Annotated in this window: 18 protein-coding genes and 13 tRNA genes; 3 read left to right on the plus strand and 28 right to left on the minus strand. The window is 37.2% G+C overall.

What is annotated here, in order from left to right; genetic code table 11:
- Positions 1 to 2 precede the first annotated feature (2 nt).
- The 3 genes from AC5YGI_RS11925 to AC5YGI_RS11935 are packed head-to-tail and all read left to right on the plus strand — an operon-like array spanning position 3 to position 1324.
- Positions 3 to 440 (plus strand): DUF1330 domain-containing protein, encoded by a 438-nt coding sequence (locus AC5YGI_RS11925; RefSeq protein WP_496168455.1) that lies wholly within the window; start codon positions 3 to 5, stop codon positions 438 to 440.
- Positions 441 to 854 carry an alpha/beta fold hydrolase gene (locus tag AC5YGI_RS11930; protein ID WP_496168456.1) on the plus strand — a complete coding sequence of 138 codons (414 nt, stop codon included), beginning with the start codon at positions 441 to 443 and terminating at the stop codon, positions 852 to 854.
- Between the two features lie 8 nt (positions 855 to 862).
- The gene (locus AC5YGI_RS11935) at positions 863 to 1324 is read left to right on the plus strand and encodes an alpha/beta fold hydrolase (protein WP_496168457.1); all 462 of its coding nucleotides are present in this window, start codon (positions 863 to 865) and stop codon (positions 1322 to 1324) included.
- 64 nt (positions 1325 to 1388) lie between these two features.
- On the opposite strand, the gene AC5YGI_RS11940 is transcribed toward AC5YGI_RS11935, so the two are convergent.
- From AC5YGI_RS11940 to AC5YGI_RS12075, 28 genes are all read right to left on the minus strand, one after another.
- Positions 1389 to 1940, minus strand: coding sequence for a 3'-5' exonuclease (locus AC5YGI_RS11940; RefSeq protein WP_202843595.1), 552 nt, complete (start codon positions 1938 to 1940; stop codon positions 1389 to 1391).
- 112 nt (positions 1941 to 2052) lie between these two features.
- Positions 2053 to 2595, minus strand: a complete 543-nt coding sequence (locus AC5YGI_RS11945; RefSeq protein WP_496168458.1) for a 3'-5' exonuclease — start codon at positions 2593 to 2595, stop codon at positions 2053 to 2055.
- 81 nt (positions 2596 to 2676) lie between these two features.
- Positions 2677 to 3240: a metallophosphoesterase family protein gene (locus AC5YGI_RS11950; protein WP_446106724.1), complete on the minus strand. Its 564-nt coding sequence runs from the start codon at positions 3238 to 3240 to the stop codon at positions 2677 to 2679.
- A gap of 157 nt (positions 3241 to 3397) precedes the next feature.
- A complete protein-coding gene (locus AC5YGI_RS11955) occupies positions 3398 to 4342 on the minus strand; it encodes an MBL fold metallo-hydrolase (protein ID WP_496168459.1) in 945 nt (314 codons plus the stop codon).
- Positions 4343 to 4516: 174 nt separating this feature from the next.
- A complete protein-coding gene (locus AC5YGI_RS11960; RefSeq protein ID WP_496168460.1) occupies positions 4517 to 5533 on the minus strand; it encodes an RNA ligase, Rnl2 family in 1017 nt (338 codons plus the stop codon).
- A gap of 5 nt (positions 5534 to 5538) precedes the next feature.
- Positions 5539 to 6102, minus strand: coding sequence for a DinB family protein (locus tag AC5YGI_RS11965; protein ID WP_496168461.1), 564 nt, complete (start codon positions 6100 to 6102; stop codon positions 5539 to 5541).
- Complete coding sequence (locus AC5YGI_RS11970; RefSeq protein ID WP_454511486.1) at positions 6102 to 6473, minus strand: cyclic-phosphate processing receiver domain-containing protein; 372 nt, start codon at positions 6471 to 6473, stop codon at positions 6102 to 6104. The genes AC5YGI_RS11965 and AC5YGI_RS11970 overlap by 1 nt, the downstream gene beginning before the upstream one ends.
- A gap of 59 nt (positions 6474 to 6532) precedes the next feature.
- Complete coding sequence (locus tag AC5YGI_RS11975) at positions 6533 to 7018, minus strand: ribonuclease H-like YkuK family protein (RefSeq protein WP_110009655.1); 486 nt, start codon at positions 7016 to 7018, stop codon at positions 6533 to 6535.
- 203 nt (positions 7019 to 7221) lie between these two features.
- Positions 7222 to 7292 (minus strand) — tRNA-Gln (locus AC5YGI_RS11980).
- Positions 7293 to 7377: 85 nt separating this feature from the next.
- Positions 7378 to 7450: transfer RNA gene (locus AC5YGI_RS11985), tRNA-Leu, on the minus strand.
- Between the two features lie 492 nt (positions 7451 to 7942).
- Positions 7943 to 8014 (minus strand) — tRNA-Glu (locus tag AC5YGI_RS11990).
- Positions 8015 to 8090: 76 nt separating this feature from the next.
- Positions 8091 to 8177: transfer RNA gene (locus AC5YGI_RS11995), tRNA-Tyr, on the minus strand.
- A gap of 207 nt (positions 8178 to 8384) precedes the next feature.
- Positions 8385 to 8466: transfer RNA gene (locus tag AC5YGI_RS12000), tRNA-Cys, on the minus strand.
- Positions 8467 to 8682: 216 nt separating this feature from the next.
- Positions 8683 to 8754 (minus strand) — tRNA-Asn (locus AC5YGI_RS12005).
- Positions 8755 to 8758: 4 nt separating this feature from the next.
- Positions 8759 to 8832, minus strand: a tRNA-Ile gene (locus tag AC5YGI_RS12010).
- Positions 8833 to 8837: 5 nt separating this feature from the next.
- Positions 8838 to 8909: transfer RNA gene (locus tag AC5YGI_RS12015), tRNA-Glu, on the minus strand.
- 6 nt (positions 8910 to 8915) lie between these two features.
- Positions 8916 to 8987: transfer RNA gene (locus tag AC5YGI_RS12020), tRNA-Pro, on the minus strand.
- Between the two features lie 67 nt (positions 8988 to 9054).
- Positions 9055 to 9128: transfer RNA gene (locus tag AC5YGI_RS12025), tRNA-Arg, on the minus strand.
- Between the two features lie 7 nt (positions 9129 to 9135).
- A tRNA-Lys gene (locus AC5YGI_RS12030) sits at positions 9136 to 9209 on the minus strand.
- 68 nt (positions 9210 to 9277) lie between these two features.
- Positions 9278 to 9351 (minus strand) — tRNA-Arg (locus tag AC5YGI_RS12035).
- Between the two features lie 8 nt (positions 9352 to 9359).
- Positions 9360 to 9427, minus strand: a tRNA-His gene (locus AC5YGI_RS12040).
- 62 nt (positions 9428 to 9489) lie between these two features.
- Positions 9490 to 9615 (minus strand): hypothetical protein, encoded by a 126-nt coding sequence (locus tag AC5YGI_RS12045; protein WP_454511487.1) that lies wholly within the window; start codon positions 9613 to 9615, stop codon positions 9490 to 9492.
- A gap of 387 nt (positions 9616 to 10002) precedes the next feature.
- Positions 10003 to 10131 carry a penicillin-binding protein gene (locus AC5YGI_RS12050; protein WP_120233400.1) on the minus strand — a complete coding sequence of 43 codons (129 nt, stop codon included), beginning with the start codon at positions 10129 to 10131 and terminating at the stop codon, positions 10003 to 10005.
- Positions 10132 to 10616: 485 nt separating this feature from the next.
- On the minus strand, positions 10617 to 11639 hold the full coding sequence (locus AC5YGI_RS12055) for a soluble NSF attachment family protein (protein ID WP_446106731.1): 1023 nt from the start codon (positions 11637 to 11639) through the stop codon (positions 10617 to 10619).
- Positions 11632 to 13329, minus strand: a complete 1698-nt coding sequence (locus AC5YGI_RS12060) for an APC family permease (protein WP_496168462.1) — start codon at positions 13327 to 13329, stop codon at positions 11632 to 11634. The genes AC5YGI_RS12055 and AC5YGI_RS12060 overlap by 8 nt, the downstream gene beginning before the upstream one ends.
- Entirely contained in the window at positions 13319 to 15799 is a 2481-nt protein-coding gene (locus tag AC5YGI_RS12065) for a hypothetical protein (protein ID WP_496168463.1), read from the minus strand. The genes AC5YGI_RS12060 and AC5YGI_RS12065 overlap by 11 nt, the downstream gene beginning before the upstream one ends.
- On the minus strand, positions 15688 to 16428 hold the full coding sequence (locus tag AC5YGI_RS12070) for a hypothetical protein (protein ID WP_496168464.1): 741 nt from the start codon (positions 16426 to 16428) through the stop codon (positions 15688 to 15690). The genes AC5YGI_RS12065 and AC5YGI_RS12070 overlap by 112 nt, the downstream gene beginning before the upstream one ends.
- Complete coding sequence (locus AC5YGI_RS12075) at positions 16401 to 17534, minus strand: AAA family ATPase (RefSeq protein ID WP_330745300.1); 1134 nt, start codon at positions 17532 to 17534, stop codon at positions 16401 to 16403. Before AC5YGI_RS12075 ends, AC5YGI_RS12070 begins: the two co-directional genes overlap by 28 nt.
- Positions 17535 to 17539 lie beyond the last annotated feature (5 nt).

The following is a 17539-nucleotide window of genomic DNA, read 5'->3' on the forward strand; positions in this document are numbered from 1 at the left end:
TGATGGCAAAAAAATATCTATCTCCTACTTTTGAGGCAGGTAAACATCTGTTTACTAAAAATATACAAGGGGCCATTATTAATCTTAATCTCATCAGATTAAAGAAGGAAGCAGATTATTCTGAATATCCGGATCTGAAGCCCAATGAAAAATCAAGCGGTTGGGATGCCTATCTTACCTATATCAGGGAAACCGAACCTTATTTAAAGGAAAGCGGCGGAGAAATTTTATTTATGGGAAAAGGAGATCAGTTTCTGATAGGTCCTGAAAGTGAATATTGGGATCTGTGCCTCTTAATCAAACAAAAAAGTGTTAATGATTTTTTCGGTTTCGAAAAAAATGAAGCTTATATGAAAATCGTGGGTCATAGAATGGCTGCAGTAGAGGACTCAAGGCTTTTACCATTGGAAGAAATAGTATTAAATACACAAAGGGATTAAATGAAAACAGTCAATATGAATGAGGTGGAATTATGCTACGAGGTCTTTGGTGAGAAAAATCCGGATACCATTGTATTAATTTCCGGATTGGGAAGTCAGATGATCCGTTGGGATATTACATTCTGTGATCTGTTGGTTGAAAAAGGATTCAGGGTTATTCGGTTTGATAACAGAGATTCGGGGAGTTCCGTTTTTAATGCAAAAAATGAAATACCTTCTGATAAAAGCATTGAAGAGATTTTTGCAATGCTCAGTAAAGAAGGGATTTCTTATTCTTTAATGGATATGGCGAATGATGTTATTGGTCTTCTTAATCATTTAAATATTGAAAAAGCTCATATTGCAGGACGTTCCATGGGAGGAATTATTGCACAGCTTTTAGGTTCCTATTATCCTGAAGAGTCTTATCATTGACGATCATCATGTCTACTTCTATGAATCCTTCTCTTACCAAACCTGATCCGGAAGTGATGGCTATGATGACACAGGTGTCTGCTGATCCTGTTCTTCAGAAGGAAGAGTATCTAAGAGAAAAGATCCGTTTTGCAAAGAAAATATCGGGCTCGGGATATATTTTTGATTCGAATCAGGAAAAAGCTTTGCTTGAAGAGGAACTTATACGTTCCAGAACCAAAAACGGAATTATCCGGCAGCTTTTAGCAATGGGTTCCTTTCAGTATAATCCTGAAGTGCTGAAGAAAATAACGGCTCCGGCTTTAATCATTCATGGAACAGACGATCTGATATTTCATCCTGATTGTGGAAAAGATATTGCGGATTCTATTCCCAATGCCGAATGGCTTCTTATTGAAGGAATGGGACATTCTATTCCGAGGGAGCTTTATGGCTTCATCATTGCAAGAATCTTTAATTTAACAAAATAAAAAAAGACTGCCTCATCATTTTGAGACAGTCTTCATTTTTAAATATCTGTTTCAATTTCAGTATTTAATAATTCTTCAGGCACCAATGCAGAATCTTTGCAATGTTTTTGGCATCATCTACTCCTCTGTGGTGGGTACCTTCTAAAGTCATACCCAATTCACCCAAAGCTCTGTTCATTCCTACACTTTTCCTGATTGTAGGATGAATTTCACCAAATAATGTCTTCACATTAATGTGGTCATCACTCATGGGATAATCTGTGTAGAATCTTCTTGCCTGATTCTGAAGCATATTCAGATCGTAGTTTCCATAGCTCGCCCATGTCAGTTCTTCCGAATCATATTCTGCTCTCAGGATATCGAAAGCATCATCCAGCATAATACCTTCATGATCCAGCATATTTTGGGTAATTGTAGTCAATTCCGTACAGAACGGACTAACTTTTGAATGCTGGGGTTTGATTAAAATTCCTTCATTTTTAGAGATCTTACCGGTTTTTGCATTCATGATGCATACCCCTATTTCGATGATCTCGCTTTCCTGACCTCTTGGCGGCCGGTTTTCCCAACATGTTGCTTCAAGGTCTACTATTAATATATTTTCTGTTGTTTTCACTTGTTTAAAATTTAACTGTTAAAGATTGGAAGAGGGATGCAGAAGAGCAAAGTTTTAATAGTGTCTCATTTACTTCCAGCCTCCAGCATCAGTCTTCCAGCCTATTTGTCATTTACAGAATCTTACTTAAAATTCTGGCTGTATTATAAGCATCATCTGCTCCGCTGTGATGAGTGCCTTCAAAATCCATATTCAAATAACTTAAGGCTCTTTTAAGTCCTATTTGTTTATGCAGTCTGAAATGTCTTTTAAATTCATGCATCACATTCATATAGTTTTCTGAAAAAGGATTGGTTATCCCGAGCCAGTCACATTGTTCTATGATCTGCTCTCCGTCAAAGTTTCCATATCCTGCCCAGGTAAGCGGTACAGAATGGTATTGATCCCTGATTAGTTCACAGGCTTCTTCGAAATAAATTCCTTTTTCTTCTATCAGTTGCGGCGTAATTCCTGTCAGTTGTGTACAGAATCTGTTGATTTCTGACCGTTCCGGAATGACATAGATGCTTTGTTTCCGGGAAATTGCTTTTGATGTTAAGTTTAATTTGCAAATTCCTATTTCTATAATATCGACCTGTTGCCCAATGGGAATTCTGTCGTTTTCCCAGCATGTAGCTTCCAGATCGATAATGATTATCTCATTGGTTGTTTTCATGATCTTTTTAGAAATTAGAAGCTAGAGGTTAGAATTTAGTTAGGTTTATACTTCTCATATCCTCAAGCTTCATTTTCATTGTTAATTCCTGGGAGCAAATGGAGGTGTCCATTTTTTCCTCTTCATTATTTCTTTGACTTCCTCGTAGGAAACCGGGTAAAAATTGTGGCAGTCTACCCCAACGTCAAAACTCAGTACCATCTCATCATCCGGCAATGTTCCGTGCGAGTGACCGTATAATTGCCAGACCCCACGGTGGGAACCATTCCAGGTACGCATGGCGTAATGGAAAAGAATGATTTTCTGCTTACCGTTATTTTGATCCGGTTCATCAATTCTCAGTTCGTGGTAATCTCTGATGGAAGCAAATCGTTTAGGATAAGTGAGGGCCGCTCCTTCATGATTGCCTTTGATCAGATGGATATTACCATTTAAGCGATCTAAAATCTCTTTTGTAAAATCCGGTTTTCCTAAACTCATGTCTCCTAAATGGTAGACTGTATCACCGGGCTCAACTTTCTCATTCCATCTTTTAATAAGTTCTTCATTCATATGGTCCAGAGATTCAAAAGGCCGCTCTGAAAATTTTATAATATTCTCATGACCAAAATGATGGTCTGCTGTAAAAAATATATTGGGTTTCATTTTTTTAATTGTTTTTTTAACTACAAATTCCTTCTGTCATTCTGAATGAAACGAAGTGGAATGAAGAATCTCTAGTACTTTAAACAGATTCTTCCTTCGTCAGAATGACACATTCAATGTTTAACTTAGTAGTTTTTGTTTTAATAATTATTTTTAATTAATTCTTGCGAAACGCTTTATAAAAAGCAGTTTCTATTTCTTCCTGATCACTTTCCGTATATCTTCTCGAAAAGTGAATAGGAATGGCTTCTTTCACCTGACATTCATTCATAATTTTTCCTGATGCTGAAGCAAAACTATGATAGTTGATCTTTGCAAATTCCTGATCAGAGTCCTTGTAGAATGTTTCGATATACACCAAATCCGCTCTTCCGAAAACCGTTTTTATTTTGTCATAATTGTCCTCGGCTACTGCATGATCCATGATAACACCCAATTTGTAACCTTCATTAAGGGTTAATAAGTGGAACAGATCTGTTGCTTTGTAAACATTCCCTTCGATTTCAATCTCTTTCTCTGTATCCTTATTTTCAAATGCAGTCTTCAGCTCACCAATCCACTTCCCTTTTTTGAAATCTGAAGCATTTTCACTGAAGCTTACCGTGTCTTTTTCTTTAAACAAATAAGCAATAGAATCTGTTTTGTGATCCAGAATAGCAAAGTCAACGTTGACATATTCATCTTCAAACAGGAAATTCTGAGTGTTGATCAATTCCAGATTCCATTGTGGTGGACGGAGGGTGTAAACATTAATTTCTTCTTTTGAAATAATTTCACGGATTTCATATTCGATGGCTTTTTCATCAATCAAATTCCATGTGTAAGATTTTAATCTTGCTTCAACCTGTAGATGGATATTTTTCGGTCCGCAAATCACTACTTTTTCACCACTTCCGATCTGATGTCTGAAAATTCCATCGAAATTTGAAAAGTGATCAATATGGGTATGACTGATGAATACTGCCGATACGGCCTGTACTTCTTTCACGGTCAGCAAACTTGCTTCACCACAATCACATAAATAATGTTTTCCTGAGTTCGGAACTTTAATTAATATACTGATGTCTTCTTTTAAAAGACTTTTTATTTCTGCCTGTAACATAGTTTTTTTCTTTTTAAAACCATAAACATTTTTCATTCTGAAAGAATCTAAATTTCATTTTTCCGTTTTTGGTTGTTGAGATTCCTAACTGCTTAATGAAAATCAAAGATTTTCTAAAATGGTTTTTACGGCTAAGTTTATACATAAAAAAGTTTCGGTAAAAAATTACCGAAACTATACTTTAAGAGTCATCAACTCTTCTTTTATAAAATCAATGACTAAAGAATTCAACTTTTTGTTGATCCTTTTCTGCTCTTCTTTTTCAATAGCCATAAAAGCTGCCGGGAAGTCTTTATCGAAGTCTTCTAAAATATCCTGCGCAAAAAGGCCAATCACTTTACCTATCATTTTAGGCTCGAATTCACCGATTTTGCTCACCACATTATTCAATCTGTTGGCTGTAGCATATTTTTGGATTTCCTCCCAGATCTCCTGAGCTTTTTCGCTGAAGTGAACCTGTTTCTGAACAGTTTTCGCTTGTTTTTTAACCATTTTTGATTTTTCTACCCATTTTTCATTCTTGTTTTTCAGAATGATTCTTGCGCCGTTCCCAAAGTATTTGGTCTTCAAAGTTTTTACAATGGTACCTTCACACCTATTGTTCTCTAATTCAGGTAGTCCAAGCCATGCCGGAATTTTTGAATTGAAAACATTAGGGAATTTCAAAGCTTCTTCAAGACTTCCCTGAAACAAAATTTTAGCATAGAAAAATCCTGTCTCTTCAAAAATCTGATTGACAAGGTCTGTATCCAAATAGGTAACTCCATTCAGTTTAATATCGAAAGCGTAAAATTCGTTGTAAGGGGCATATTCAATACCTTTCTGTACTTTCACAGCATCTTTTACGGATTCTACTTCTTTATGTTGGTAACCTCCACCGAACAATTCACCGTAGATCACTACAGTTTCAACATCCAGGTGGATGGTTTTTACTTTTTGAAACACTTCTATTACATTTTTTCTGTAGCGTTCCAAAATCTGATGGGCATTGAAAAATTTCTCATCTTTTTCGATGAAAGCAGTTCTCTTCGCGATTTTAATTTCCTTTCCGTCGGTAAAGAAAGAGAAATTAGCGCCGTGAACTTTTTCCTGTACGATGAAAACCTCATCCCCAAAACCCTGCATCCTGATCTGTTCGATCACGCGGGCCTGGTAAGCATTTTCTATAGCATTATATGTTTTAAAAATCATTTTGTTTAGTTTTTAATCATTTCTGATTCGTTTTTCTGCATCTGGGTAATATGTCTTTGGGCATGGAGTGACAGAAAATAAATATATTCATATACATTAATTTTCCCCAGGTCATTCACTGTCATTGTCGTTTTATACAAGAGTCCTTCCCCATTTTTCATGACTTCAAGATAGTTTAAACATTGAAGGTATTGTTGGCTTATTAAGCTTCGGATTTCATTCAAACCCAATTCTCCTTTCGGCTCCATATGTTCTGGTCTTATCCATTCAAAAGCACCATATTCACCTACTTTGTCAAAATTTTCTTTATTGAAACTGTAGTTTTTTATTTCAGATTCAAGATTGAGATGTAAAGAATTTTTCATTGCTTTTATGAATCCTTTTTCAATAAGGATCATCAGATAAAAATTCGTAAGATAAATGTGCTCTAAAATCTGATGAATCGTCCAGCCTCCGTTTGAAGACTGATGATTCAACCTTTTTTTATCTTTTTGAAACCATCCGTCTACATTATCAAATGTGAGCTTCAGATGTGCTTTTATATCTTCAATAAATCTAAAAATTTCCATTACAATTCTTTAAAGTTTTGCAGCAGGCTTAGGATATTTTCCTTTCCTACCGGATTCATGGAGTGGCAATAGAATTCCGGAAGGTCCAGATAATTGTCCATGCAATATTCTATAAGCCATTTGGCACAGTCGTATCCTGTTTTCTCAACAAATTCCTGAGAATTCTGTTTCAAATAGTGCTCGTCTGCAAGATCATGGTCAAAAGATATCATTTCCGGAAGTCCTTTTTCCAAGATCCTGTTGACAAACTGTTCGTAATTCCGAACAATGTGCCAGTCACTTCTGAGGAAAATATCCTGGTTCGTATAATGATAAGCCTCGATCGGATATCTTATATCATCCAGAAATAATAATCTTTTTGTTTTTTCCATGATTTAATTTTTATAAACTCTTTAAACTTCCAGCTCCTCACATCCTGCTTCCATCTTTCTTACACCATCATATCAGCACAATTGGAACTGGCGAAAGCAAAAGGCTTTGCTTTAAACACATATCCCATTCCCAGAATATATCCCATGGCATCTTTTAATGCTACGTTGGATTTAAAATCCGGGTCGGTATTAATGTCTGCGTGTACCTCCATTTCCACACCATAAGCATCCAGCACAGAACAGATTGCGTATGCAATTTCAACGGATTTGTTGACTTCATTCAGCATTCGCTCCTTGATACTGATACTCTGTATTTCTCTTTCTTTTCTGATAAAGGTAAACGCTCCTTTTCCCTCACGAATAAACACTACAGCCGTAGCATAACTGATGGCATCTCCGTATACGTGGGAGTCTGATCCCACACATACTTTCAGACGGTGTCCGTTGGCCTGTTCGCGAATGATGGCTTCTTCTACCAGCTGTGTGATAGAGTGCTGGAAAATTTTTCCACTCATATTCTGCCATGTTTGTTGTTGCGTTTCCATTTTTTCTACATGTTTTAAATTTTGTTTTAAATTAATTTGTGAATTGTGAATCGTCAATTAGTTTTCACTGTCAATATTTTTAAATTCATTTGCAAAGCAAAATTCACTATTGACTATTCACTTTACACTCCGAACCGGACTTGAACCGAAACCATCAGTTTTGGAGACTGAGATGCTATCATTACACCATCAGAGTAAAATTGTTGATTCATTAGGACTCGAACCTAAACTCCAAGAATCAAAATCTTGTGTGCTGCCATTACACTATGAATCAATTTTATAATTGATAAATGTTGATTGATAATTGATGAAGTGCTCAGCAATCATTGATCATTAATCTCTTATCATTTATGTTTTTGTACGGGAAGAGGGACTCGACCCCCCAAAAGCCTGATCCTAAATCAAGAGTGTCTGCCATTCCACCATTCCCGCAGTTTTTTTAAGTAATGAGTAATATTTTCTATTTTCATTATTACTCATTGTTCATTACTTATTACTCATATTCTGTACCTCTCCCCAGATTCGAACTGGGACTTTACGGGGTTTAAAGCCGTTTTCTCTGCCAATTGGAATAGAGAGGTGTTGTTTTATCAGTAATGAGTAATATGAAAATCTATGATTATTACTTATTGCTCATTACTGATGTCATGCTAGGTTTGAGAAAGCTCTGTCTGTTTATAAATTATGCCTGCTAGTATTTGTAAAGATCTTCTGCTCTCGACAAACCTTTCTCATTTCCTAATGTATTTTGTTTACAAAAGTAAAAGGCTGTCTGTTTTTATTGACTAAAGATCTTCTGCGCTCGACAGTCCTTTTTTCTCTTTTCTTTTTTTTGTGTGAATGGTAACTGGCCAATTTTTTCAATAAAATCTGAACTTTCATGGTATTAAATCAATTCAATATTGACCAGTTATTCACATCCAGTACTCTATAAGGGAATCGAACCCTTGTTTTCTGCTCGAAAGGCAGGCGTCCTCACCGTTAGACGAATAGAGCATTATCCACAAACCAGGAATCGAACCTGGACAACAAGAGTACATTTCCTGCATGCTTCCATTACATTATCTGTGGTTGGTGGAAGTAGTAGGATTCGAACCTACTCAGCAATGAAGCAACAGATTTACAGTCTGCCCCGACTCTCCAACTTCGGCGTACTTCCGGATTTTTTTGAGCAATTAGTCATGATTCATAAGTAATTCCTCATTTTCCTGTTAAAAAGAAAAGGTCTGTCTTTATATTGAATGTTTGGTTAAAGATCTTCTGCGCTCGACAGCCTTTTTCTTTTATTAATAAAGGATATTCTTTGCTATAGACGATAAAAGATCATTGATAAAAGATTCTTATATTTCCTATAGTTTTTACTTTGAGATGGCTATGGGATTCAAACCCACTCAGTTGACACAACGGTTTTGCAGACCGTCCCGACTCTTCTACTTCGGCGAACCATCAGATTAAAAAATAAAGTCTGTCTTCATTTATTTGATAAAGAACTTCTGCGCCTGACAAACTTTATTTTACCTAAAAATTTATAAATGATATTCTTTAACTTTTAATTCATCCGGAGAGAAGAAAAGCCTGTCTGTATTTTTCGTGTTTGGCGTAAGATCTTCTGCTCTCGACAAACTTTACTTTTTCTCCTGAAACAATTAACAATTAGTTACCTGCGATTCTGGAAAGACTCGAACTTTCAACTTCCGGTTTAACAGACCGGTGCTCTGCCATTGAGCTACAAAATCATTGTAATTCCGGAAGGACTCGAACCTTCAACCTCCGGTGTATCAGACCGGCACTCTAACCACTTGAGCTACGAAATCATTTGTATTCCATAAGGGGATCGAACCCTTGTCGTCCGGTAGAAAGCCGGATGCACTTACCACTATGCTAATGGAACCAATTGTCTGGAAAGCAAGATTCGAACTTGCGACCTCCCGCGTCCAAGACGGGTAAACAACCACCGTTATCTTTCCAGCTTTGAGGCTCACTTCTGTTTCTTTTCCGGGAGACAGCCGGATGGGAAATTTTCCATGAACCTTTTGAGATTCCGAGAGGACTCGAACCTCTAACCCTGGGTTTAGAAAACCCATGCTCTGTCCGGTTGAGCTACGGAACCATTTTTGTAATCCCAGAAAGATTTGAACTTTCAGCCCCCGGTTTAAAAGACCGGTGCTCTAACCGATTGAGCTATGAGATTGTTTTAAAGCCGTGAATAGTCAATTATCAATTCGATTCGCTTGTCAATTTTAAAATTCACATTCTTTGTAATCTCAGAAGGACTCGAACCTTCAACCTTCGGTGTCGTAAACCAACGCTCTATCCAATTGAGCTATGAGATTTTCTTCTTTGGGTATCTCCGGGGATCGAACCCTGTTCTCCGGTTCCACAGACCGGCGCTTTACCAAATAAGCTAAAGAAACCATAAAAAAAGCGCCTCTTTTCGGGAGGCGCTTCATATATTTAAACGTAAGAGATCATTAGCTGACCCACGTATATAAGCACCTTTTATCCACAATTTCACTTTCAAGAATACATGCAACACCTGTCGGTTCCTGTCCGAATAGTCTTGAATATTGATTGAATATGTTGTGTAACTGTTTCATTTTATTTTTGTTTGTTTCTAAATTATTTTTAACTGAATCCTGAAAACCTGTTGCTTTCAATTTTCGGTTGCAAAGTAAATATGAATTTTTGGAATCCGCAAATAAATTTTCAAATTAAAATACTGATAATCAATTTGTTACGCACCATTTTTAGCATAAAGAATTTCTGTCCGCAATATTTTGCAGATATCTTAATTACCTAAATGACTGTCTCTCACCGGGTTGCTTATCACTCTATTTTATCGTATTAAAGTTTCATTGTTAATTAAAAATTTTTCATGTTTATGGTTATTTTTTTTCATTCTAAATAATTTCTGACCTAAAAAACAAAAAACGCCTCGGTTTTCCGAGGCGTTTCTGTTGTATTTTGATTAATTTTTTACGGGTTTACAGTAAATAATTTCCAAAGTCAGCACATTTCGCCTCATTCCATATCACCTCATCATATCCGAATAATCCTTTGTTAGAAGGACTTTCGCATAGTTCTGCATTGATATGTGCTCTTTGTATTGTCATAATTTTCTGCTGCAAAGATAAATCTTTTTTAATATTATTTTATAATATTCACAATTTCGGGAAAGTTTTCAGTGCACAGAGGCGCAAAATAATATCAAAAAAACGGCTATAAGGCGCAGGGATTTTATCTGTGATAAAATTGAACACTTTTTTATTTTTTATGACGACTACTACAAGTTTACACCATTGTCATTCTGACGAAGGAAGAATCTCATGTAAAGCTTAGATTCTTCATTTCACTGCGTTACATTCAGAATGACAGAGGATAGCAGGATTAATGTAAATTGTATATAAATAACTTTTTTATTATATACTTGCTGAAAATCTTTGCGCTTTTGCAACAAAACAGAATTGCCATGCTATCTTCAACGCAAAGTTTTATTTCAGGAGTTTCTTATTTTAGGGAGCTAAGGGGAATCAATTAAGAATTGATTTAATGAAGCAAACGTTTTATTTAATTTTTAAATTATTCAATCTTTAAATATTTAATTTCTAAACATTTTATTTCTTGCTGTTTTGAATCTCGAAATGTCCTTTAGAATTACGTCATCACCGGGATTAAAATATTTCAGTTCATTGACAATTTCTGAGCGTGTATCTACTTTTTCCGCGATAATTTCATAGGCTATATTTCTGATTGCGGCCTGTAATTCCGGATCTTTTTTGAATTCATACTTCATGGCTTCCAGGTAAGTGATCTTTTTATGATCCGGAGTTTTCTCATACAAATCCTTTATTTCTGATTCCAGCTTTTTAACATCAAAAATATTGGCAAAATAATTATTCAGACAGTTGAAGGCATCTTTATCCTCTTCCCATCCCTTCAACAATATTTTCTGCGCTTCCTCCGGCTTTTCCATTTTCTTACGGTATACCAAAGAAGCTTTCACCATCTGATTATTTCCGGTATAATCATCTGCAACGATCTGATAATAATAATGGGCATTTTTAAGATCGTTTATTTCTTTGTAAAGATCGCCCACTTTTTCTTTCTGCTCCATTTCTTTATAAAGCTCAATAGCTTTTTTATGCTGTTTTGCCTTTTCATAGCAAACCGCGGCATCGGATTTATTATTCAGTTTTTTAAGATATACTACCGCTGCTTCATTATAAAGCCCTCCATTTTCCAGTGTTTTTGCACCTCTGTAATTATCCTGCAGCAGGTTCATATAGACTCTTGCTGCCTTTTTGTAATCTTTTTCGGCAATGTATTTTTCGGCAAGCTCTTCATATTTACTGCGAATTCTGTCGAAAAGTGAATTTTCCAGATAGAAACTGCCGCTTCTGCTTCCTTTTCTTCCTGCGGAATTTCTGTTGTTCTGCTCTTTATCTTTTAAAGAAGTGATCACCAGAAGAATAATGAAGGCAACCACCAGGAAAATGGCTAATGTACCCATCACACTCCAGAAGCTTTCATGGAATAACTGGGCAACAATTCCGACAACCTTAAACATCGCCAGCAACACGAATGCTGCCATGAATTTGTCTATAAATTTCTGTCTATTCATCATCATCGGATTTTAAAATGGTTTTATCTTCCCTGAAAAGACGATAAAGGAGCAACAACACACAAATTACCAGAACCCACACAAACCAGTTGTATCCAAACATTTTGACCAGCGGATAAAATAAGTACACAAGCATGGCTACAAGGATAGCAATTAAAATAACCTTCACCCAGACAGGGACATTATCACCACCCACATTCAAAGATTTATTTTTAAACAGGAAAGAATACAATCCTACTCCCGCAATCATCAGAATCACCATATACAGGATGTCCGAGACAGGAGCCTTTTTCTCCAATAGTGTACCTTCCGTACCTATTGCCGTTACTTTAGCTTTGTCAATGGACGCCGAAGACGGATCCATCATATCTAACGTCCCGTAAAGTTTACCTAATGAATCAGCCATTAAAGCCTTTCTCTTTTTCAGAAGATATTTTACAACATCACCATTCACAGGCTTTCCTTTGGTGTATTGCTTTAAAGAATCTGAAATTTTACGTTTCAGGTTTTCTGTTTTCTGTTCTAAGTGTTTTGTAATTTTTTTGGTGTAAATGATTTTAAGAGAATCTCTGCTCTGTTTTTCTTTATTGACAAGCTTTTCAATATCCTTTCCAATTTCGCCGATCTCTCTGCCGCCGGCTTTTTTATAATTCTCCTTATCTTTTTTTGTTTTGGATTCTATGATTCCGGCGCGAATAAGTTCCTGGGATAATCCTTTTCTCTCCCGATGATACATTGAATCTATCTTCAGATCAATTTCAGAGGTTCCGGACTGGAAAGCAATCATATCTGAGGGAGCTTTTACCGCATTGCCAGCTATTTTTCCTGAAGAAGGCATGTTTTCTTCCTGTACAGAATTACTTTTATCAGAGGGCAAGGCAATCCTTAACACAATCGCTGCAATAATGAGCGCCCAGAATACTCTGCGGAAATTTTTTGTTCCTGCACTTTCATTCTTTCCATTGGTGCCCCGACCAAATAATACTTCCAGCCATGTAAATTTAGCAAAACCATCTCCCCGGGAAGTTCCCATAACATCAAGAGAAACACCTAGTTCTACTGCGCGTTCGGGATACTTTTCAATATACTGTAAATATTTTTCTATTTCTTTTTTGTTCCCTGCCATTACTTTTTTAAGGTCAAACGGCAGGTTCTTCATCCATTCTTCTTCGGTTTGTTTGGGCTGTAATGCTTCCAGAACCTGTTCATCATCCACTTCAACCGTATAGCTTTCTATTTTTTGAGGGATTGAAACACCATTCAATGGTTTTCTAATGGTTTCTTTGATCGTTTCCGGCTGTTGGATCAGAGAAAGCCAGTCGATTTCTTCAGACAGTTTTACCAGTCCGAATTCAGGGTGCATAATCAGAAACCGGGAATCAAGCTGAGCCCAGTCTTCGGTGTTTATTTTAGGATAAAAGATGGTATTTTCCGGAATGAAAAGTCTGTCGTCCACACTTTGAAAGTACGCGTTTCTGCCTATTTCCTGTGGGGCATGATCTTTAAAAACAAGAAAACAACCATACAGCACATTGGGATGATCAGCCGGAACAGCAAAAGACTGTACCTGATTTAAATGAATCCCCAGCGTTTCCATTTCCTGAAGCCACACCACTGGCGAAGAGCCTCTGATCAGAAGTCCTTTTTTAGGATAGCTGTTTTTCGGGAAAGGTTTTATTCTAAGCTCCATAATCCACAATCTGTTCTATAAACGGTTTTAAAAACCTGTCACACATATCATCCATTGTTCTTACTTTCAACAGGGCATGTTCCGGAAGATAATATTCTGATCCTCCAAATTCTGTATAAGTAGCCAGCGAGAGAAATCCTCCCAATGTAGAAGGAATGAAGAATTCTTCAATACTCTTGTTACTGCTCCGGAAAGTCAGCATTCCCCTTGAATCGGTAATAATTTCGCTTCCATCAGGAAATGTAAATTTATTTTTATTCTGCTCTGCAAAGATTCTGATATCATATTTATTCTTAGAAAAGTTCAGGGTATTTTCAGAAGCACTGTATAATTCATTTCCGGAAACGACCAGATTTTCATGCTGATTAATTCCGATTTTATTGAAATTATTGATGATCTTCAATCCGCTTCCTTTAAGCTTGGCGACTTCGGCTTCGGCTTTTATATTATTTTTTTCAAATTCTTTCTCTTTTCCGGTAATAGGTTCTACGGAAATATTTCCATCAATATTAATTTTGTAATGGGTAACATTATCAGGATGATGGAGATAAAAATTCCGTCCGAAATAGATCAGCTGAAAATATTCCGGAATATTCAGTCCTGTCAGGTTTTGGTCGGAATACTCTCCTGTATTAAGATTTAGCTTTGAAATCAGTTTCTGATCAGACTGATACTGACATAAAATAAAGTGCTGCTGCCTGTTTTTTGACAAAGCAAACTGTCCTTTGGGTTTTATGGAAATTTTATCAAACAACACTTCACAGCCATGATGGGTTTTATAATAATCATAGGAATGTCTGTCATAATAGTTATCGGAAAGATAAGTCTTCAGCAATTGTTTTTTTGAACTCAGAATGAAAAACTCTCCGTCATATAGAAACTTAGCAATTTTATTAACGGGTGTGGGGAACAAGATCGGATAGTTTTGCGGAAGATCTGTTTTCTTTCCATTAAAATGTTGAACGGATTGTTTTTGCTGCGGCGGATTAGCCCACAGTTCCTGCAATGGAAGTTTTATTTTCTGGATATGCTTTCTTGCTCCTTTGTGATGTTTGTAAAAATTGATTTCACCATCTGAGGCTGTCGTTACCAAAAACTTCAGCTGGTCCCTGTTCTGATGTACAACCCGCTGAATCTTCTCATCAGCCATGTTATCCTGATGGGTAATGAAGAAAACTTCAATATCCTTTTCTGAGTGATTTTCATTAAAAAACTTCTCCAGTGCTTCTGAAACTTCCAGAACAGCACTTACCTGATTAAGATTTTCCACTACTTCTTCCACTTTGTTCAGCGCAATCGGAGTAGCTGCCTGTCCTAAAGCGAAGATTTTACATTCAGAATGGGCTTTGGGATGTTTGATAACCGCTATTGCCGAGGCATACGCTAATACTTTTGGAGTGCCCCAGTTTCTGAGGGAAGTATCAATCAGGATAATTCTTTCAAAAATATTTTCTTCAGGCGGAATTTCTCTTTGCATATACAATGCCTCGTTATTCGCAACACGATTCATAAAGACATCATCTTCGTTGGCAAATTCGGAAAGAAGCATCCGGTGGAAATCACCTTTGTTGGTCATATCAGAAATTCCTCCGATAGGCTGCTCACCGGGAGAAAGATGGCGCATTGGAATTTTCAGCCCGCTCCATATTCTTTTGATCAGGCTTCCTATCTGAAAGGTCTTTGGCTCATCAGTCAATTCTTTGATAAAATCTTTATCCGTATCTGCTGTTGTCTCTTCTTGTACTACCTCATCATCCAGTTCCGGCTCATCAACCAGGCCTTTCATGGCGTCAATGACAGACTGTACTGTAGGAAATTTTTCATTCAGATTCAAAGCACTCAGATCTTTGTTTAAAGCTATTGAACCTTCGTCTTGTTTTTCTGCACTGATCGCTAGTTCCTGCGGTCGTTTATAATAGATCTTTAAATAAATATCCGCATGAAGAGAGGCCACCCTGTTATGACTATTGCTGAACAAAGTCTGGAGCAATACAATTCTGTTCTGTTTCTCCTTATAAACTTTGGGTAGTGATTTTATTTTTTCAAGGAATTCAATTTGCTTTTCCGCGTTGAACTCAAAATCTTCACCGCTATAAAACTCAGCTGTACGTCTTAGCGGGCCTGCAAAGTCCGTATATCCATCCTGCATCGCATACAAAACCATAAGCAATGCCCCGAACGGAGGCCATCCCTGCGGCTGAAGCTCTTTCAGGATCTCCATTAGATAAGGCCTGTAAGCAATGGCTCCTACTCCGGGAATGGAGAGGAGATTGTTTTCATGATAACCGGAATCACCGGGAACATCTTCATCAGTTTTCCATTCCCAGAAATAATTTTCATAGGACTGGAAATAAGCCTTTAATTCCATTCTCTTGATTTTTCTGTCAGGCGGAATGAGCTTACGGATAATGGACGGAAGTCTGTTTCTTTTATGGAAAGATAATTCCCATTTCCATCCCACAGCAGCCATCCTTCCTCTTGATTATATTTTTGCTGCAACAGTGTGCTTAAGTTTTTAAATTCAAAATCCAGACCTGCAGGCAATAAATGTCTGTCCTTCGTCCAGTAGGTCTTTCCGGGAAAGCTCAATAATGGAGTTCCCATAAACAGGGCTTTATCCCCCATAACGGTCCATTTTATTTTTTCAAGCTTAAACTTCGGTAACGCAGCGATACTTTCTTTAATATCGGCAATGTTGCTCAGCAAAGCGATAACCGGATGTTCTTCATTGCTTTCTTTTAGTTGTATCCGAACCTGTTCATGAATCCCAAAATAGTTTTGGTTTGAAGGTGGAAAACTAAGCTGCAATGCTTTGTCTATCGGAATCCAGAGCAAAGCTGTCCGCATTTTTTTACTCGGAACCAAAGCCTCTTTTCTGAATAAAAGCCCATCACGAAGTTCATAGAGAATAAAGTCCGGCAATTGTTGTAGCTCCGGAGCTGCTGCCTGTTCATCGGTAAAGCCTTTCAGCCAGACCGTATCTCCATCCATGGCAATCAGAATATTTTTCCAGTCTCTGATGGAACCCAAAAAATCTTTATCAGAACGGGGAAGTTCTGCCCGGAATTCTTTTAAACGCTTTGAAGAATCTTCTGCCATAAGCTTTCAATTTCCTGCTGAATATATTGTTTCTGTTCCGGATTTCTGATCCAGTCGCAACGGGTCTGCAGATATCTCAGTTTATCTTTAATCACATTTTGCTCTTCAAAGCTCAGCATTCCGCCATCCCATTTCTCCACCAGAATTTTTACATCTTTCATGACTTCTTCAGGGTTGGGAGTTTTGTTCTGCATAGCCTGAGGATGGGAATCCGGATGATTATCTTTCTCAATCGTTCTGTTGATAATTCCTTCCAGAATTTCAATCTGTTCTTCTGTATCCCAGATATGTTTCAAAACCCATAGATCGGAAAGTACAGCTTCTTTTCTTCCGCAGATGAGTGCACTTGCAGCAATCAGATTCTGAAGCTTCACCGCTCTACGGTCGGAAATAGCAATACCTGTATTTCTAAGGTTCATAATGGTATTCAGGTAGACTTCATAGATGGGTTTCAGATCTATTGTTCTGCACAGCTTCTGAAGTTGTCTGATCTCATCAGCATGAATTTCCGGAATTTCCGTTTCTTCTTCATTTTCCAGCTTTCTCCCTGCCAAAAGTACTTGCTGTAAGAGTTCAGGATTCACATAGTCTACATTGATTCTTACCAGAAAACGGTCAAATAATGCATTCAGTGCTTCATCTTCCGGAAGGACATTACTTGCTCCCACAAATATCAGTGCAGGTAAGTGCTTTGTTTCTTTTCCTCTTTTAAAAATCTTCTCATTGAGCGCCATCAAAAGGGAGTTCAGAATAGCAGAATTGGCATTGAAGATCTCATCCAGGAAAACCATGGAAGCCTCAGGCATCATTCCTTCCGTATTGGTTAGAAGTTCCCCTTCTTTCAGTTTTCTGATATCAAAAGGTCCGAAAATCTCGTTAGGTTCTGTAAAACGGGTTAATAAATATTCAAAGTTTTTTCCGTCTTTCACGGTTTTGGCCAGGGTTCTGACAATGGCTGATTTTGCAGTACCCGGAGGACCGTATAAAAAGGCATTTTCTCTTGCCAAAAGGCAGATCCCCAACAGATCTACGACATCATTTTTGCCTACAAAAGTTTCTTTTACGTAGTTTAGAACTGTATTAAGCTGATTTATATTCTGGTTCATTGACT

Source organism: Chryseobacterium sp. CS3K3.1 (genome assembly GCF_059515165.1).

Bases quoted from the DNA above. Each gene is read 5' to 3' on its own strand.
- AC5YGI_RS11925 (WP_496168455.1), top strand. From the start codon at position 3: ATGGCAAAAAAATATCTATCTCCTACTTTTGAGGCAGGTAAACATCTG.
- AC5YGI_RS11930 (WP_496168456.1), top strand. From the start codon at position 441: ATGAAAACAGTCAATATGAATGAGGTGGAATTATGCTACGAGGTCTTT.
- AC5YGI_RS11935 (WP_496168457.1), top strand. From the start codon at position 863: ATGTCTACTTCTATGAATCCTTCTCTTACCAAACCTGATCCGGAAGTG.
- AC5YGI_RS11945 (WP_496168458.1), bottom strand. From the start codon at position 2,595: ATGAAAACAACCAATGAGATAATCATTATCGATCTGGAAGCTACATGC.
- AC5YGI_RS11950 (WP_446106724.1), bottom strand. From the start codon at position 3,240: ATGAAACCCAATATATTTTTTACAGCAGACCATCATTTTGGTCATGAG.
- AC5YGI_RS11955 (WP_496168459.1), bottom strand. From the start codon at position 4,342: ATGTTACAGGCAGAAATAAAAAGTCTTTTAAAAGAAGACATCAGTATA.
- AC5YGI_RS11960 (WP_496168460.1), bottom strand. From the start codon at position 5,533: ATGATTTTTAAAACATATAATGCTATAGAAAATGCTTACCAGGCCCGC.
- AC5YGI_RS11965 (WP_496168461.1), bottom strand. From the start codon at position 6,102: ATGGAAATTTTTAGATTTATTGAAGATATAAAAGCACATCTGAAGCTC.
- AC5YGI_RS11970 (WP_454511486.1), bottom strand. From the start codon at position 6,473: ATGGAAAAAACAAAAAGATTATTATTTCTGGATGATATAAGATATCCG.
- AC5YGI_RS11975 (WP_110009655.1), bottom strand. From the start codon at position 7,018: ATGGAAACGCAACAACAAACATGGCAGAATATGAGTGGAAAAATTTTC.
- AC5YGI_RS12045 (WP_454511487.1), bottom strand. From the start codon at position 9,615: ATGAAACAGTTACACAACATATTCAATCAATATTCAAGACTATTCGGA.
- AC5YGI_RS12050 (WP_120233400.1), bottom strand. From the start codon at position 10,131: ATGACAATACAAAGAGCACATATCAATGCAGAACTATGCGAAAGTCCT.
- AC5YGI_RS12055 (WP_446106731.1), bottom strand. From the start codon at position 11,639: ATGAATAGACAGAAATTTATAGACAAATTCATGGCAGCATTCGTGTTG.
- AC5YGI_RS12060 (WP_496168462.1), bottom strand. From the start codon at position 13,329: ATGGAGCTTAGAATAAAACCTTTCCCGAAAAACAGCTATCCTAAAAAA.
- AC5YGI_RS12065 (WP_496168463.1), bottom strand. From the start codon at position 15,799: ATGGCTGCTGTGGGATGGAAATGGGAATTATCTTTCCATAAAAGAAAC.
- AC5YGI_RS12070 (WP_496168464.1), bottom strand. From the start codon at position 16,428: ATGGCAGAAGATTCTTCAAAGCGTTTAAAAGAATTCCGGGCAGAACTT.
- AC5YGI_RS12075 (WP_330745300.1), bottom strand. From the start codon at position 17,534: ATGAACCAGAATATAAATCAGCTTAATACAGTTCTAAACTACGTAAAA.